The 13,315-nt window shown below is 55.0% G+C and carries 13 protein-coding genes, 1 tRNA gene and 1 pseudogene; 9 read left to right on the forward strand and 6 right to left on the reverse strand.

Annotation, left to right across the window (positions count from 1 at the left end; genetic code table 11):
- Nucleotides 1–18 precede the first annotated feature (18 nt).
- Entirely contained in the window at nucleotides 19–642 is a 624-nt protein-coding gene (locus tag HEP69_RS06330) for a LysE family transporter (RefSeq protein WP_290557720.1), read from the forward strand.
- A 65-nt stretch (nucleotides 643–707) separates the two neighbouring features.
- Here HEP69_RS06330 and HEP69_RS06335 read toward each other — a convergent pair whose 3' ends face one another.
- Together HEP69_RS06335 and HEP69_RS06340 are read right to left on the reverse strand one after the other, a co-directional pair.
- The gene (locus HEP69_RS06335; protein WP_290557721.1) at nucleotides 708–1,292 is read right to left on the reverse strand and encodes a YceI family protein; all 585 of its coding nucleotides are present in this window, start codon (nucleotides 1,290–1,292) and stop codon (nucleotides 708–710) included.
- A gap of 127 nt (nucleotides 1,293–1,419) precedes the next feature.
- Nucleotides 1,420–1,929, reverse strand: a complete 510-nt coding sequence (locus HEP69_RS06340) for a hypothetical protein (RefSeq protein ID WP_290557722.1) — start codon at nucleotides 1,927–1,929, stop codon at nucleotides 1,420–1,422.
- A 343-nt stretch (nucleotides 1,930–2,272) separates the two neighbouring features.
- On the opposite strand from HEP69_RS06340, the gene rpsF reads away from it, so the two are divergent.
- From rpsF to HEP69_RS06370, 6 genes are all read left to right on the forward strand, one after another.
- Nucleotides 2,273–2,629, forward strand: coding sequence for a 30S ribosomal protein S6 (rpsF, locus tag HEP69_RS06345; RefSeq protein ID WP_290557723.1), 357 nt, complete (start codon nucleotides 2,273–2,275; stop codon nucleotides 2,627–2,629).
- 25 nt (nucleotides 2,630–2,654) lie between these two features.
- The gene (gene rpsR, locus HEP69_RS06350) at nucleotides 2,655–2,882 is read left to right on the forward strand and encodes a 30S ribosomal protein S18 (protein WP_005852865.1); all 228 of its coding nucleotides are present in this window, start codon (nucleotides 2,655–2,657) and stop codon (nucleotides 2,880–2,882) included.
- A 12-nt stretch (nucleotides 2,883–2,894) separates the two neighbouring features.
- Entirely contained in the window at nucleotides 2,895–3,530 is a 636-nt protein-coding gene (rplI, locus tag HEP69_RS06355) for a 50S ribosomal protein L9 (RefSeq protein WP_290557724.1), read from the forward strand.
- A gap of 149 nt (nucleotides 3,531–3,679) precedes the next feature.
- Nucleotides 3,680–4,165 carry a lytic transglycosylase domain-containing protein gene (locus HEP69_RS06360; protein ID WP_290557725.1) on the forward strand — a complete coding sequence of 162 codons (486 nt, stop codon included), beginning with the start codon at nucleotides 3,680–3,682 and terminating at the stop codon, nucleotides 4,163–4,165.
- Nucleotides 4,166–4,870: 705 nt separating this feature from the next.
- Nucleotides 4,871–6,202 (forward strand): trigger factor, encoded by a 1,332-nt coding sequence (gene tig / locus HEP69_RS06365; protein WP_290557726.1) that lies wholly within the window; start codon nucleotides 4,871–4,873, stop codon nucleotides 6,200–6,202.
- A 148-nt stretch (nucleotides 6,203–6,350) separates the two neighbouring features.
- Nucleotides 6,351–6,434: transfer RNA gene (locus HEP69_RS06370), tRNA-Leu, on the forward strand.
- On the opposite strand, the gene HEP69_RS06375 is transcribed toward HEP69_RS06370, so the two are convergent.
- Entirely contained in the window at nucleotides 6,413–7,963 is a 1,551-nt protein-coding gene (locus HEP69_RS06375) for a recombinase family protein (protein WP_290557727.1), read from the reverse strand. The two genes, HEP69_RS06370 and HEP69_RS06375, sit on opposite strands and share 22 nt — an antisense overlap.
- The gene (locus HEP69_RS06380) at nucleotides 7,960–8,277 is read right to left on the reverse strand and encodes a hypothetical protein (protein ID WP_290557728.1); all 318 of its coding nucleotides are present in this window, start codon (nucleotides 8,275–8,277) and stop codon (nucleotides 7,960–7,962) included. The genes HEP69_RS06375 and HEP69_RS06380 overlap by 4 nt, the downstream gene beginning before the upstream one ends.
- 217 nt (nucleotides 8,278–8,494) lie before the next feature.
- Between HEP69_RS06380 and HEP69_RS06385 the strand changes: the two genes are divergently transcribed.
- Together HEP69_RS06385 and HEP69_RS06390 are read left to right on the forward strand one after the other, a co-directional pair.
- Nucleotides 8,495–9,250, forward strand: a complete 756-nt coding sequence (locus HEP69_RS06385) for a hypothetical protein (RefSeq protein WP_290557729.1) — start codon at nucleotides 8,495–8,497, stop codon at nucleotides 9,248–9,250.
- Nucleotides 9,251–9,427: 177 nt separating this feature from the next.
- A complete protein-coding gene (locus HEP69_RS06390) occupies nucleotides 9,428–11,887 on the forward strand; it encodes a type I restriction enzyme HsdR N-terminal domain-containing protein (protein WP_290557730.1) in 2,460 nt (819 codons plus the stop codon).
- Between the two features lie 83 nt (nucleotides 11,888–11,970).
- On the opposite strand, the gene HEP69_RS06395 is transcribed toward HEP69_RS06390, so the two are convergent.
- The gene (locus tag HEP69_RS06395) at nucleotides 11,971–12,996 is read right to left on the reverse strand and encodes a hypothetical protein (RefSeq protein ID WP_290557731.1); all 1,026 of its coding nucleotides are present in this window, start codon (nucleotides 12,994–12,996) and stop codon (nucleotides 11,971–11,973) included.
- A gap of 151 nt (nucleotides 12,997–13,147) precedes the next feature.
- A pseudogene (locus HEP69_RS06400) lies at nucleotides 13,148–13,255 on the reverse strand (IS110 family transposase); the annotation flags it as partial.
- Nucleotides 13,256–13,315 lie beyond the last annotated feature (60 nt).

The raw sequence follows: 13,315 nt of genomic DNA on the forward strand, positions 1-13,315 counted from the left end.
GTCAGAGTGGTCGCACATATGATTGCCGATATTCATTTGCCCCTGATCCTTCTGGCCGCTCTCGTGGCCAGCGCAAGCCCGGGTCCGGCAACGCTCGCGATCGCGGGCACATCGATGTCGCGGGGGCGCACATCCGGTCTGGCGCTGGCCTCCGGCATCACCACCGGGTCGCTGATCTGGTCGGTCTCCGCCGCTCTGGGGCTGGGCGCGCTGATGCTCGCCAATGCCTGGGCGTTCGAGCTGATCCGCTATGCGGGCGCCGCCTATCTGATGTATCTTGCCTGGAAGTCGGCGCGCTCCGCGCTCTGCGCCAAAGCCATCAAGACGCGCAGCCTGCGCGGGCATGCGGGCGCGCTTTATTCCAAGGGCCTGGCCCTTCATATCACAAACCCAAAAGCGGTTCTGTTCTTCGGATCGCTCTATGCAATCGGCCTTCCGGCCGAAGCCTCAGCCTCCCAACTTGCGCTGGTCATCGGCGCGGTCGGCCTGCAAAGCCTGATTGTCTTTCACGGTTATGCGCTGCTGTTTTCGACCCCGTCGATGACACGCGCCTATCTCAGGTTGCGGCGCTGGTTCGAGGGCCTCTTTGCCCTGGGCTTTGGCGTGGCCAGCGTCAAAATCCTGACCGCGCGTCTGCAATAGGCCGCAAATAGAAGAAACCGCCGACCCACAGGGCCGACGGTTCCCAACTCTGACTGACGGCGCGCTTACTCGGCGGCTTGCAGCGCTTCGACCGAAATAAAGACCTCGACCTCATCGCCGACCGCAGGCGCAAAGGCGCCCAAACCGAAATCGGACCGCAACAGCGTGGTCGTCGCATCCAGACCGAGCGTCGGCGTGCCCTGTTTCTCACCGAATGGGAACGGGGCGGATTTGTTCAACGTGGTCTCTAGAACAACCGACTGGGTGACGTCATTCATCGTCAGATCGCCGGTGATGTTGGCGGTGTTGTCACCGGTCACTTCGATACCGGTGGAGGTAAAGGTGACCATGTCGCCCTCCTCGGCACCAAAGAAATCGCCCGACATGAAATGCGCCTCGCGCGCTTCCCACCCGGTGAACATGCTCATCACCGGCATCGATACGCTCACGCTGGAATTGGCGGGGTCGGCTTCATCGAACATGATCTCGCCCTCAAAACCCGAGAACATGCCTGTCGTGGTCGAGAACCCAAGGTGATCATAACTGAACACAACCTGACTGTGGCTCGCGTCGAGCTCGAATTTGGCGGGGGCGGCCAAGGCGGCGGTGGCGCCGGTGGCAAAGGCGGCGGCAAGCAGAAATTGTTTCATGGCGGGCAAAGCTCCTGTTGGTGTTGACGGTCTGAAGTCAATTAAATTGGGGCAAATCGTCCAAACAACAACAGCAGATCAGGAACAGTTTCTGTGGATTTCTGAACAGACAGGGTCGATTGATGGATTATCGCACCAGCTCTGCCAGCTGATTGCGCAGGGCGTCACCGGCCGATGCATCCGCGAGCGGGATGTTGAGCAGGATCGAGCCGTCCATATCCCAGATCTCCAACTGCCCGCCCGTGATCTTGGCTGCGCCCAACGTGTCATAACTCCGGCGCAGAACCGTCACAGGCCGACCGCGATCGGTCTTGTGCAGGATGCGCATTTCGCGCCGGATCGGATCGAAATAGATCTCGGGCTGGGCAAGTGTCTTGTTCCGCAGGATCAGTGCCGCGCCGCAAAAGATGAAAAAGACCGACGCCCCAAGCTTGTATAGCATCAGTGCCGGATCCGCGGTCGCACCGGGCAAGAGCCACAGCCCCGGTCCGCTGAGCACCAGAACGGTACCGGTGAACCGCAAGAGAGCCATCGCCAATAGCCTGTGCCCCTCAAATCCCAATGTGACAGGCAGCGTGTCGGTGAACCGCGACCGGATGGCAGGCGGAAACACGCATTGTCTGACGGCCTTCGCCATCGGTGGATGACCAGGGCGTGCGCCAGTGCTTCTCCGTGCTTCCGTGACGATCATCTGGGACATATTCCTTTCCAACCCTGCCCTATTACCTCCTGCCCCCAGCGGATCTCGGGCGGCCTGAGATACCCTGATTTTCCTGTTTGGCAAAAATGCGTTTTTTGCTGGGCATGATCGCGGCCCGCACCTGCGTTCCCCAGCGCTGCCGCGTCTTGCACGGCACGCCAAACCGTGTATACGGAGCGCTCTTCCGCAAGATTTTGAACCGCGCAGTCTCTCGTGGTGGGGCTGCGGAAGATCAACCGCCCTGCCTTTGAAATGCGCCTTGATAACAAATGGAGTGCACATGCCGCTTTATGAGCATGTCTTTATCGCGCGTCAGGATCTGTCCAACACGCAAGCCGAAGGCCTTATCGAACATTTCGGTGCCATCCTGTCCGACAATGGCGGGAACCTCGTCGAGCACGAGTATTGGGGCATCAAGACCATGGCCTATAAGATCAACAAGAACCGCAAAGGCCACTACGCCTTTCTGAAGACCGATGCGCCCGCACCGGCCGTTCAGGAAATGGAACGCCTGATGCGCCTGCATGACGATGTGATGCGTGTTCTGACCATCAAGGTCGACGCCCATAACGAAGGCCCTTCGGTCCAGATGCAGAAACGCGACGAACGTGGCGACCGCCGCGAACGCCGCAATTGATCGCTTGAAGAAAGGACACTAACCCATGGCTGCAAAACCATTTTTCCGCCGTCGCAAGGTCTGCCCCTTCTCGGGTGATAACGCCCCTGCGATTGACTATAAAGACACCCGTCTGCTGCAACGCTATATCTCGGAGCGCGGCAAGATCGTGCCCTCGCGCATCACTGCCGTGTCGGCCAAAAAGCAACGCGAACTGGCCCGTGCCATCAAGCGCGCCCGCTTTCTCGCCCTGTTGCCCTACGCCGTGAAATAAGGAGAGAGACTGATGCAAGTTATCCTTCTGGAACGTGTGTCCAAACTGGGTCAGATGGGCGATGTCGTGGACGTCAAGTCCGGCTATGCCCGCAACTTCTTGCTGCCGCAGGGCAAGGCGCTGTCCGCGTCTGAAGCCAATATCGCGCAGTTCGAGACGCAGAAAGCGCAGCTTGAGGCACGCAACCTCGAAACCCGCAAGGAGGCCGAAGCCCTGGGTGAGCGCCTGGACGGGCAACAGTTCATCGTGATTCGCCAGGCCTCAGATGGTGGCAACCTCTATGGCTCCGTCACGCCCCGCGACGCCGCTGACGCCGCGACCGAGGCAGGCTTCTCGCTGGACCGCAAACAGGTCGTCATTGCACAGCCGATCAAGGAGCTGGGCCTGCATTCCGTGGATGTGACCCTGCACCCCGAGGTCGAGGTTACGATGGTCCTCAACGTCGCCCGCTCGCAAGAAGAGGCCGAATTGCAAGCCTCCGGCAAGACAATCCAGGAACTGGCCGCCGAAGAAGAGGCCGAGGCAGAATTTGAAATTGCCGAACTCTTCGACGAAATCGGTGCGGCAGAGCTGGACGAGCTGGAAGAAACGGACGATCAGCCCCGGCCCGAAGAGGATGCCGAAGACGACGGCGCGTCCAAGGCCTGATCCGTCATCATCGCTGCTGACATCAAAGGCCGCGCCCGGGCAATCCGGCGCGGCCTTTTTTGTCCTGTGATGGATCATGGGCAAGCATTCGCCGCCGGGTCGGATCCCCCGCTTGCGCCGACCGCCACAACAATCTTTATAGTGATTTCATGACTGATCGCCCCCTCACCCGCCGCAGCCTACTTGGCCTCGGCCTTATCGTGACACTCGGCGCCTGTTCGCGTAGAGGCCGACCCGGTCCGGCGCGCGCACGGTCCGAACCGCCGCTCTATCCGAACGAAACGCCCAAGCTGCGCCGCCAGATCAATAAATGGGCCGACCATTACGAGGTTCCGCGCACATTGGTCCAGCGCGTGGTGGTGCGCGAAAGCACACATCGTCCCTGGGCGCGCAACGGTCCCTATATGGGGCTGATGCAAATCCATCCGAACACCGCCCGCGGCATGGGATATCGCGGTCGGCCAGAGGGGCTTTTGGATCCTGAAACCAACCTCAAATATGCCGTAAAGTATCTGCGCGGCGCATGGATGGTGTCGGACGGCGACGAGGCCACCGCCGTGGGATGGTACGCGCGCGGCTATTATTACGAGGCCAAGCGTCGGGGATTGCTGGAAGAAACCGGTTTGAAGACGTAATCGCGCAGACATCCTGCGCCGCGCCCACATCCGCCTTGGGGGCGCTGCCCCCAACCCCCCGCCGGTATTTTGAAAGAGAAGAAAGACACCGTGCACCTGGGCCTTTGGCTTGGGTGAATGGCACGGCCTCCTGGATTTTCAGCAGAGGAATTTCCGGGGGCCGAAGCCACCACCACCGGGGATGCATTTCTCGCGTCGCCCCTCGGCAGCCCGCAGGAGCAGCGGCGCTTGCAGCGCAGTGCAATACCGGCGGATCGGTGCGGCGGCGTCCAACTGGCACCGTCTTGGAGTGAGATCGGGTTGTTGGGGGCGGGCCAAACGCCTTTTTGAGCGAAGCGTTCCGGGTGTTCAACGCGACAGACCTCCGTCTCGCGCCTCCGGTCTCTCCGACAAGCGCGCTCAAGCGAACCATAAGGAGAGCGTCCAGACTGCCCGATCTGGAAGCGTTATCTGTGGACTGCTGCCATCAGCCTTGCGCCCAGGCGCGACACGCAGCACGCGGCTCTCGGGTTGCGTCAGGATCGCCATGGCAGGGGTATCATTGACCGATGGTCTCGGGATGAGGGAAATGGTGTCGCTCCGGCCCGCTGCGAGCACATATCTGCGCCCGGCCTCTTGTGCCTTGCGCGGCCTCTCTTTAGAAGGGCCGAGATTTGGAATAGCGTGCCGCCTTTGGGGCGGCATTGAACCTATGGGGAATGCCACATGCAGGTCACTGAGACCCTGAACGAAGGACTGAAGCGCGGCTACGCGATCACCGTGACTGCGGCCGAGCTGGATGAAAAGGTCAACGAAAAGCTGGCAGAGGCGCAGCCTGACGTCGAAATGAAGGGCTTTCGCAAAGGCAAGGTGCCGATGCCGCTTCTCAAGAAGCAGTTCGGCCAGCGTTTGTTGGGCGAGGCGATGCAGGAAACCATCGATGGCGCGATGTCCAAGCATTTCGAGGACAGCGGCGATCGTCCGGCGATGCAGCCCGAAGTCAAGATGACCAACGAGGACTGGAAAGAGGGCGACGACGTCAATGTCGAAATGTCCTATGAGGCGCTGCCCGAGATCCCCGATGTCGATCTGTCACAGGTCACCGCAGAAAAACTGGTGGTCAAGGCTGATGAGACGGCGGTGGACGAGGCTTTGGCAAACCTGGCCGAGACCGCACAGGACTTCAAGGATCGCGAGACAGGTGCTCAGGCCGAGGATGGTGACCAGGTTGTCATGGATTTCCTTGGCAAGGTCGACGGAGAGCCATTCGAAGGCGGCTCGGCCGAGGATTATCCGCTGACGCTGGGATCCAACAGCTTTATCCCGGGGTTTGAAGAACAGCTTGTGGGTGTGACCGCGGGTGAGCAAAAGGCCGTGACCGTGTCTTTTCCCGATGACTATGGCGCAGAGAACCTGGCAGGCAAGGAAGCGGTCTTTGAATGCACGATCAAGATGGTCAAGGAGCCCGTCGCTGCCGAGATCAATGACGAGCTTGCCCAGAAATTCGGAGCCGAGGACCTGGCGGCTCTGAAGGCCCAGATCGCAGAGCGGCTGGAGGCAGAATATGCCGGTGCCGCGCGCGCGGTAATGAAGCGCGGTATTCTCGACGAGCTTGACAAGCTCGTGTCGTTCGACCTTCCCCCGAGCCTTTTGCAGGCAGAGGCCGACCAGATCGCGCATCAGCTCTGGCACGAAGAGAACCCGGATGTCGAAGGACATGACCACGACAAGATCGAGCCGACCGAAGAGCATACCAAACTGGCCGAACGCCGTGTGCGTCTGGGCTTGTTGCTCGCGGAGCTGGGCCAGAAGGCGGATGTGCAGGTTTCGGATGCCGAGATGACCCAAGCCATCATGAACCAGGCGCGTCAATATCCCGGTCAGGAACGCCAGTTCTTTGAATTCGTGCAGCAGAACGCCCAGATGCAGCAACAGCTGCGGGCACCGATCTTCGAGGACAAGGTGATCGACTATGTCACCGAGCTGGCCAAGGTGTCTGAGAAGGAAATCTCCAAAGAAGAGCTTCAAACGGCCGTTGAGGCGCTCGACGAAGAATAGTCGTCGAGCGCCCGTGCAGACAGTTCCAGGGGGTCGCTCTCAGGCGGCCCCTTTTGCATGGCGCAGGGGTCGCCGCCAGCGCCCACCAAAGCTGGAAGATCGACGCGCACTTGAAACCCTCAGCGCCTCTGCATATACCTCAGCCAGTGCGGCTGTGGTGAAATTGGTAGACACGCTTGATTTAGGTTCAAGTGCCTCTGGCGTGGGGGTTCAAGTCCCTCCAGCCGCACCACTTACAAATTCACCTACAGAAATACGCCTTAAAGCCTTGAACGGTAAGGCTATTTGGGGTGTTCTAGCGCCTTCAATTCGATGATATTCAAAACGGTCTGCAAAAGCCAGTCTCAGGACCATTCTGCGCAATGTGATGTCGCCACTTTCCCAGAGTTTCCAGGGGTTTGCGAGGAATCGTAGGGCGTGTTCTAGCAGGGCGTCAAAGCTCTGGTGTTTTGAGCCTTGCTGCGCGAGATGATCAACCATCGATGCCTTGGATTTTTCCAACTGAGCGATCTTCTCTTCATAGGCGGCGATCACTCTGCCGTTAGTCGCATCAAGGATGCGTTCAAGCAGTTTGTCGATCTGATCCTCAATGTCTGCAAGCTGGCGCTTGGCTGAGATCAACGTGTCTTTGCTTTGGCTCAGACGAGCCTCCCAAGCATGGCGAAACATGTCACGCGCAAGCTTGAGAACGCTCTTTGAGGGTTGGAGTGATTTGACGATTTCGCCAAAATCCTTTTCCAGCGTGTCACGCGGGATCGACTTCCCGTAGCTCGCGCAGCCTTTGGTTTGGCAGAGATAGTAGGCGTAGTGCTTTTTCTTCCCCTTTGCCCAAGAGGAGCGATACGGGTTGCCACAGTCAGCACAGCACACAAAACCGCGCAGCGCGAAGTCATCACCGATGTTCTTACGGGCCGGAGCCAATGATGCCGCCTTGCGGCGGTCTTGGACGCGCTCATAGGTCGCCATGGAGATCAGCGCGTCATGCTGCCCTTTGACCCAATTCAGCCCATAGGTCTCTGAGCAGATATAACCTGCGTAAAGCGGTTGCGTGATGACTTTGATGGCCTTTTGAAGCTTAACGTCACCATACCTGTTGCGCGGAAAGTCAGGGTGCTTGGCCAGAAACCGCGTCACTTCTGCCTGTGTTTGGAACCGACCCGAGGCAAAGCCTTCCAAGGCATCTGTGATGAGCGTCGCCATGGGCTCATCGCGAACAAGCAGTTTCCCATGCCCTTTGACTGTCTTGTAGCGATAGCCGATGGGTGCGTTGTGAACCCAATAGCCGTTTTGCATTCGTGCTTTCATCTTCTGTGCAACCTGACGGCCATTTTGCTTACGCTCTAACGCGCCTTGTGCGGCCATGATGGTTTCGATGAACTCCCCTTCCGGTGTGTCATCGAACTTGAAGTTCAAGCATTCGATGGAGGCACGCCGTTTGCGGAAGGCCTCGCGCAAGTCGAGATGAAAGCGCGTATCACGCGCAAAGCGTTTGAGATCATCAAAGATAACCACAAAGCTTGTCTCAGGTTGCGCATCCAAAAACGAAAACAATGCCACCATGCCCGGACGCTGCATAAAGTCTCCACCACCTGTGAAGGTATCGGGGAAGACAGCGGCAACGGCATAGCCCTTGGAGGCCGCATACTCACGACAGCGTGTTTCTTGCGACTTTAAGCCGTTACCTTCCTCTTCCTGGGCTTTGGAGGACACACGGCAATAGATGATAGCCTGCTGTGTCTGGGATTGGGTTTTCTCATTCATTCGGACTCCTCTCTGGCCGCTTTGGAAAAAGACAAAGCGGCATCGTTCTTTTTGGTTTTCTTGGGTTGGGTGGAGGATACCACATTGGATATCGACCGCGCCAGTTTTGGAGCAGGATTGTCGCCAAGCCCCTGGTGCGGGCTGAGACCAAACCCCAGATCGACAAAAGACAGCATGATTGACCACAGGGATTCGATCAGAACGCGCTTTTGGGTATCGGGGATGTCTTCATCTTCCAGATAGGGAAGATACGCCTCCCAATCGATGGACAAGGTTGGTGGTGTGGACGCATCAGCGTCTTTGGGGTGGCACATGGGCTGGCATCTCCTTTCTCCGGGGCCGGGTATGTTTGGATGGACCTGTTCTGATGTGCAGACGCACGATGAGAACAAATATAGAACAAACTAACACAAACCCGACGATCTCCCAAACGGTTTTTGAACAAAACGCGTTTCGTGTCAGAGAGATACACTCTGGCGATCTGATCATGTCCGGGTATTCTGAGGGTCAATTGGGGTAGGGATATCCACTATGAATCAAGAGACTGAGATGGATTGGCAGCATGCATCTGCAACAGACCGCATCGCTCCTACCAAGGCGTTGCACGACATACTCAAAGAGTTGGCGAAACACACAGGAACACACTTGGACGTTCTGGTGGAGCAGGCCCAGGAGCAACCCGTCAGCAGTACGCCCGATCCGCATAACAACTTCCGCAAGGGCAAGATCGCGTGGGAGCGCGCCGCCAAAATCCACGAATGGCTCGCGCGCAATCACTTCGCATTTGCGCAAAAGCGGGAACCGGGGTTGTTTCAGTTTCCCAGACAGTCCGATTGGGATGCATTTGTTGAAGCGCATGCAATTGTAGGACGTTTGCGGATTGTTCATCTCAAACAGACATTGGGTTTGATTGAGCGGGATGACGACCAGAGGCCAGTCGACCAGACCTTGCGTCTGACACAGCGATTTTGCTTTGAAGTGGAGACCGAGCTGCGAGGAGTGGCTCTTGGCTTCCAACGCTATAACGGCAAATGGCATTCAGTTCCGTTGGGTGCAGATCAACGCAACCCGAAGGCGCGAATCGCAGTAAGCCCACAGCTGGTACCACACAAATCGGATGGATCGCCGATTGGCCTTCGAGAAAGCAATGATGCTGGCGATCACTTGTTCGCTGTCTTGGTGGCGCAAGACCGCAACTTGCCGACTGATATGCCATCTTTGGCCAAGCTGGACTCAGAACGGTGCAGGTTTGAGCTTCACACCATTGCTGTGAGGATTGTGGCTTAGTGCTACCCCAGGCACCTCTTCTGCCAACCCGGCTTTCGTCACTGGGATACGGCTGGGCGGGTGTGTTTCCGAGGAATATTGACGCGTTAGTTTTGTGCGGCGACGCAATGGTTGAATTGATACGACCAATCGGTAGTATCTCGGGTAAGGCGATTAGACCTCCTCAATGAGCAGAAGATGAGAACGCGTTTTTCCGACACAGACACTGAGAGCGACGTCGAGCATTTTTTTGTTCTACCATTGCTGACTTCTCGCGAACTGCTGGGGATACCAGATACTGCGGTAATGACGAAAGCATCACTATCGACCATCGAAATTGGAAAGGGCAGCAATAAGAAGCGGTACGTTCCCGACTACCTTGTTTACAACGATGGTTTGCCTTGCATGGTCGTTGAAGCCAAACGACCGGATCAAACGCTCCAATCAGCTCTAGATGAGGCGCAACTATACGCGCTGGAGATCAACAAAAACTTCCCAAGTGGCGTAAACCCGTGCGCCATTGTCTGCGCGACCAACGGTAGGTCAGTTTGGTTTGCAGACTGGGATGCATCCGAACAGATCAGGGAGTTTGACACTTCTGACATAAAGATCGGGTCAAAAGAGCTTGAGGCTGTGCAAAAAATCGCTTGTTGGGATGCGCTCATCAAGTCAACCAGCAGATTAAAGAGAAAAATTACGCCCAAGGAGCTCCAGCGTGCGGCTGAGCACTTAGGAGAAAACCGTGTGAACTTGGCTAAGTCTGGCCACAACTCTCTGTATGCAGAGCTCGAACCGATACTCCGAAAATACTTTGATCCTAAAGATCGCGAGTTGGAGAACCTTATCGTTGAAAAAGCCTACGTGTCGACGGAGGAGACAACAAAGTATGAGCGATCTTTCGAGGATCATCTTCGTACACGTGTAATTCCACTGGATGACGAACGATCGGTTGAAGTGAAAACTAACAAAAGAGATGCAGGTACTTTCGGTAAAATTCTGACGCAACGCACAGAAGACAATCAACCATTTATGCAGCTAGTTATTGGAGGCGTTGGCTCGGGAAAAACTACCTTTTTGAAGCGTTTCTTTGCGCACCTTCTCCCTAGTGAGATAAAACGACGCGTCGTTTACTGCAGGATTAACTTCAACGTAGCGCCGGACGACACGGACGACTTGGAAAATTGGGTCTGTGAATATTTTATAGAGCACTTTCGGAGGCATTACTCACATGTAATCGACATAACGACCGAAGCGGGGATCCAGTCTGTTTTCTCCCAAGAAATAAAAAATAATTCCGGCGCATATGCATTTTTGAAGAAGAGCTCGCTCAAGGACTATCACAAACGTATTGCAGAAGACATACTGAAATGGATGTCAGACCCTAGGGTATTTGCTAAGGCAATCGCTCGCAGTGTGGGCGGTGACCGCAACTGCTCACTAATTGTCTCGTTTGATAACGTGGATAGGCGAGATCGCGATTCCCAGCTTCGGATTTTCCAAGTTGGTCAATGGTTTATGAATTCAACACGTTCATTGTGTATAATGACTATGCGAGACGAGACTTTTGAGGCATATAAAGATGAAAAGCCTTTAGATGCATTCCTCAAGTCAGGCAATTTTTATATTCGACCCCCGCGTTTCGTTGACATGGTATCTAAACGGCTGAGCTTAGCTATTTCGGAGCTTAGTTCATCAGCTGACGAGACGGCTTCTTACGAAATTGATGGAATTGGTGAGGTCAGATACCCGAAGACCGCGGTAGGGAGCTATTTGACATCCGTTTTTGTAGATCTTTTCAAAAAGCGACGCAACATATCAACCGTGCTGGAAGGGCTCTCTGGGCGGAACGCTCGAAAAAGCCTCGAAATGTTTATTTCTATATTAACTTCAGCGCACTTTGACACAAGAGATTTCACACAGAGTGCATTGACAACTGGCCAACATACTATCCAAGAGAACACTCTTCTTAGAGCGCTAATGCGCACAAACTATCTTTACTTCACACCATCTCACGGTTTTGTTCGAAACCTGTTCGACTTTCCGCTGACATCAAGCGACATGAATCACTTTTTGAAATCCGAAATACTGAAGTTTTTGATCGAAAACAGGAAGAAGGTTGGTGATACAAGATATGAAGGATACTTTACTGTTTCATTTTTGCAGGATGAGTTTTCTAAGTTTGGTTTTCAAAAGTCAGACATAAGAGATACTATCGACATGTTGATCGCCGATGAGTTGATTATGGCTGAACGGCAAACTCGTGAGAAGGTTTCCACGCAATCTTCTGTCCGAGTTAGACCATCTGGTTACGTTCATATGAGTATACTTTCCGGGCGGTTAGAATACCTATCTGCTTGCGCATTGATTACCCCAATAAGTGATGGCCAGACAGCAAAACAAATCGGTGAAAAGTGGCAGATTAACGTTCCGCACACAGACGCTAAGCATGGTATGAAGTCAGAGGCTGCATTGCTATTTGTGCAATACTTGAAATCTGAGCAATCCAGGGTGACAGCTGGGCATGTTGGTTTGGCTGACGAAACAAAGCCAGGTTGGCTACTTTTGAAACGAGCTACCGAAGCAATAGGGTTTACGCATGGGCAAACCCTATTGGGTGAGCCAGCAGAAATCGAGTTCGAGAGCCTTTTTGATCAATAGTATTCGTTCAAATGGCCTTTCTCAAAACGTCTCGGCATTTCATTGCTTCATATGTTTCGACCCTGTGTATGTTTGGGCTGCATTCACTTCCATCCGAGCGACCGCAAAAGCCGGTCATTCGTTGGTTGGAGTTCGGCCCACTGCCTCGCTCCTTGGGTTCGAAACGCACTGACGTCGCGGTTTTGGTTGATGAGGATGGTGTCGATATCAGCAAACATGGCCTCGGCTGTTCCAAGTTCATCCCAAGCTTCTGAAATGCCGCAGGCCGCTGCAAAGATTTGAGAGGCAGCGAGAACGGGCGACATGACAGCCTGTCTGTAGCCGAACATTTCGTCCGATGTCGGCAGGTAGTCTGCTGGTAGATGGTCCAAGCCTTCGGCCTGCGCACGTTTGATGCCAGGGATCATTGGCAGTTCCGCCAGATGACCCAACAGCATGAACAGGCGTGTAGACGCAAAAGGATGCTGGCGGAAAGGCTTGGATAAACGCCGCTCCTCTGCTTCGATGATGAACAGTACCGCAAGAATGCACACAGCGTAGTATCGGAACAGCGGCCAGTTTTCCTTTACATAGGCACCCAGCACAATCTCAGTCGCATCGTGATCGGTTTGCAGTTCGAAGCACATATGGATTTCGGCTTTTTCCTGCTCTGTTAGTTCGCTCAGCTGCGATGGCTGACTTGTGTCAAGCTCAACAATGCCCAACCCGTTTGGACATTGAGCTTCAGACAAGCCAGCGCCGGGGATGATGGTGAAGTGACCAATTGCCTGATGATTCAGCTCATGCTGCAATAACCAAGCGAAAGAGGTTTCAACGGCATGATCTTGATGCCCTAAGAGTTCGATCTGGTGGTTGGGAGGAAGCCGCGAAGAAGTCGTGAGCGCTTTTGTCCAGACCTCTCGAATACGATCCAATGCGCCACTGGCAATCTCTAACCTTAGTTCCTTGTGACCCATAAAGGCATATGCCCAAAAGTCCTGATGGTCCGCACAACGGATGCTGATAGGCGCATCAAAACGCTGCCCGACGCGCTCCTCATAGCGCGCTATCGTTTTGGCAAGTACGGCGTCAAAATACACTTGATAGGCATCTATCATTGCGGACGGCATTCACAGCGCCTTTGGAATTGAACCAGATTTGACACCCCAAAAAGGGATCACTGAACCACCATGGGTCTACTTAAGAGCCATCGCAAGCATCTGTGTTTTTTCAAGCGCAGAATTGGGTTGATTTTGACCCTCGCGCTGGGTTTTGACCGGTTTATGGTTTGCATGGTTGCCAGCATCTTTGCTCGGCGATGAGGGTATTCGCCAGAACGACAAGCTTGCGCATAATCGCAGTCAGGGCGACCTTGGGTGGTTTGCCGCGTTGGATGAGGGGTTTTTAGGTTTTGGCAAGGGGGCTTTGCGGCCGGGGGGAAAAACCCGG

This window comes from Aestuariivita sp. (assembly GCF_021404545.1).
Lineage (GTDB): Bacteria > Pseudomonadota > Alphaproteobacteria > Rhodobacterales > Rhodobacteraceae > Aestuariivita.

Coding starts and splice junctions, on each gene's coding strand:
- HEP69_RS06330 (WP_290557720.1), top strand. CDS start 19: ATGATTGCCGATATTCATTTGCCCCTGATCCTTCTGGCCGCTCTCGTG.
- HEP69_RS06335 (WP_290557721.1), bottom strand. CDS start 1,292: ATGAAACAATTTCTGCTTGCCGCCGCCTTTGCCACCGGCGCCACCGCC.
- HEP69_RS06340 (WP_290557722.1), bottom strand. CDS start 1,929: ATGGCGAAGGCCGTCAGACAATGCGTGTTTCCGCCTGCCATCCGGTCG.
- rpsF (WP_290557723.1), top strand. CDS start 2,273: ATGCCGCTTTATGAGCATGTCTTTATCGCGCGTCAGGATCTGTCCAAC.
- rpsR (WP_005852865.1), top strand. CDS start 2,655: ATGGCTGCAAAACCATTTTTCCGCCGTCGCAAGGTCTGCCCCTTCTCG.
- rplI (WP_290557724.1), top strand. CDS start 2,895: ATGCAAGTTATCCTTCTGGAACGTGTGTCCAAACTGGGTCAGATGGGC.
- HEP69_RS06360 (WP_290557725.1), top strand. CDS start 3,680: ATGACTGATCGCCCCCTCACCCGCCGCAGCCTACTTGGCCTCGGCCTT.
- tig (WP_290557726.1), top strand. CDS start 4,871: ATGCAGGTCACTGAGACCCTGAACGAAGGACTGAAGCGCGGCTACGCG.
- HEP69_RS06375 (WP_290557727.1), bottom strand. CDS start 7,963: ATGAATGAGAAAACCCAATCCCAGACACAGCAGGCTATCATCTATTGC.
- HEP69_RS06380 (WP_290557728.1), bottom strand. CDS start 8,277: ATGTGCCACCCCAAAGACGCTGATGCGTCCACACCACCAACCTTGTCC.
- HEP69_RS06385 (WP_290557729.1), top strand. CDS start 8,495: ATGAATCAAGAGACTGAGATGGATTGGCAGCATGCATCTGCAACAGAC.
- HEP69_RS06390 (WP_290557730.1), top strand. CDS start 9,428: ATGAGAACGCGTTTTTCCGACACAGACACTGAGAGCGACGTCGAGCAT.
- HEP69_RS06395 (WP_290557731.1), bottom strand. CDS start 12,996: ATGCCGTCCGCAATGATAGATGCCTATCAAGTGTATTTTGACGCCGTA.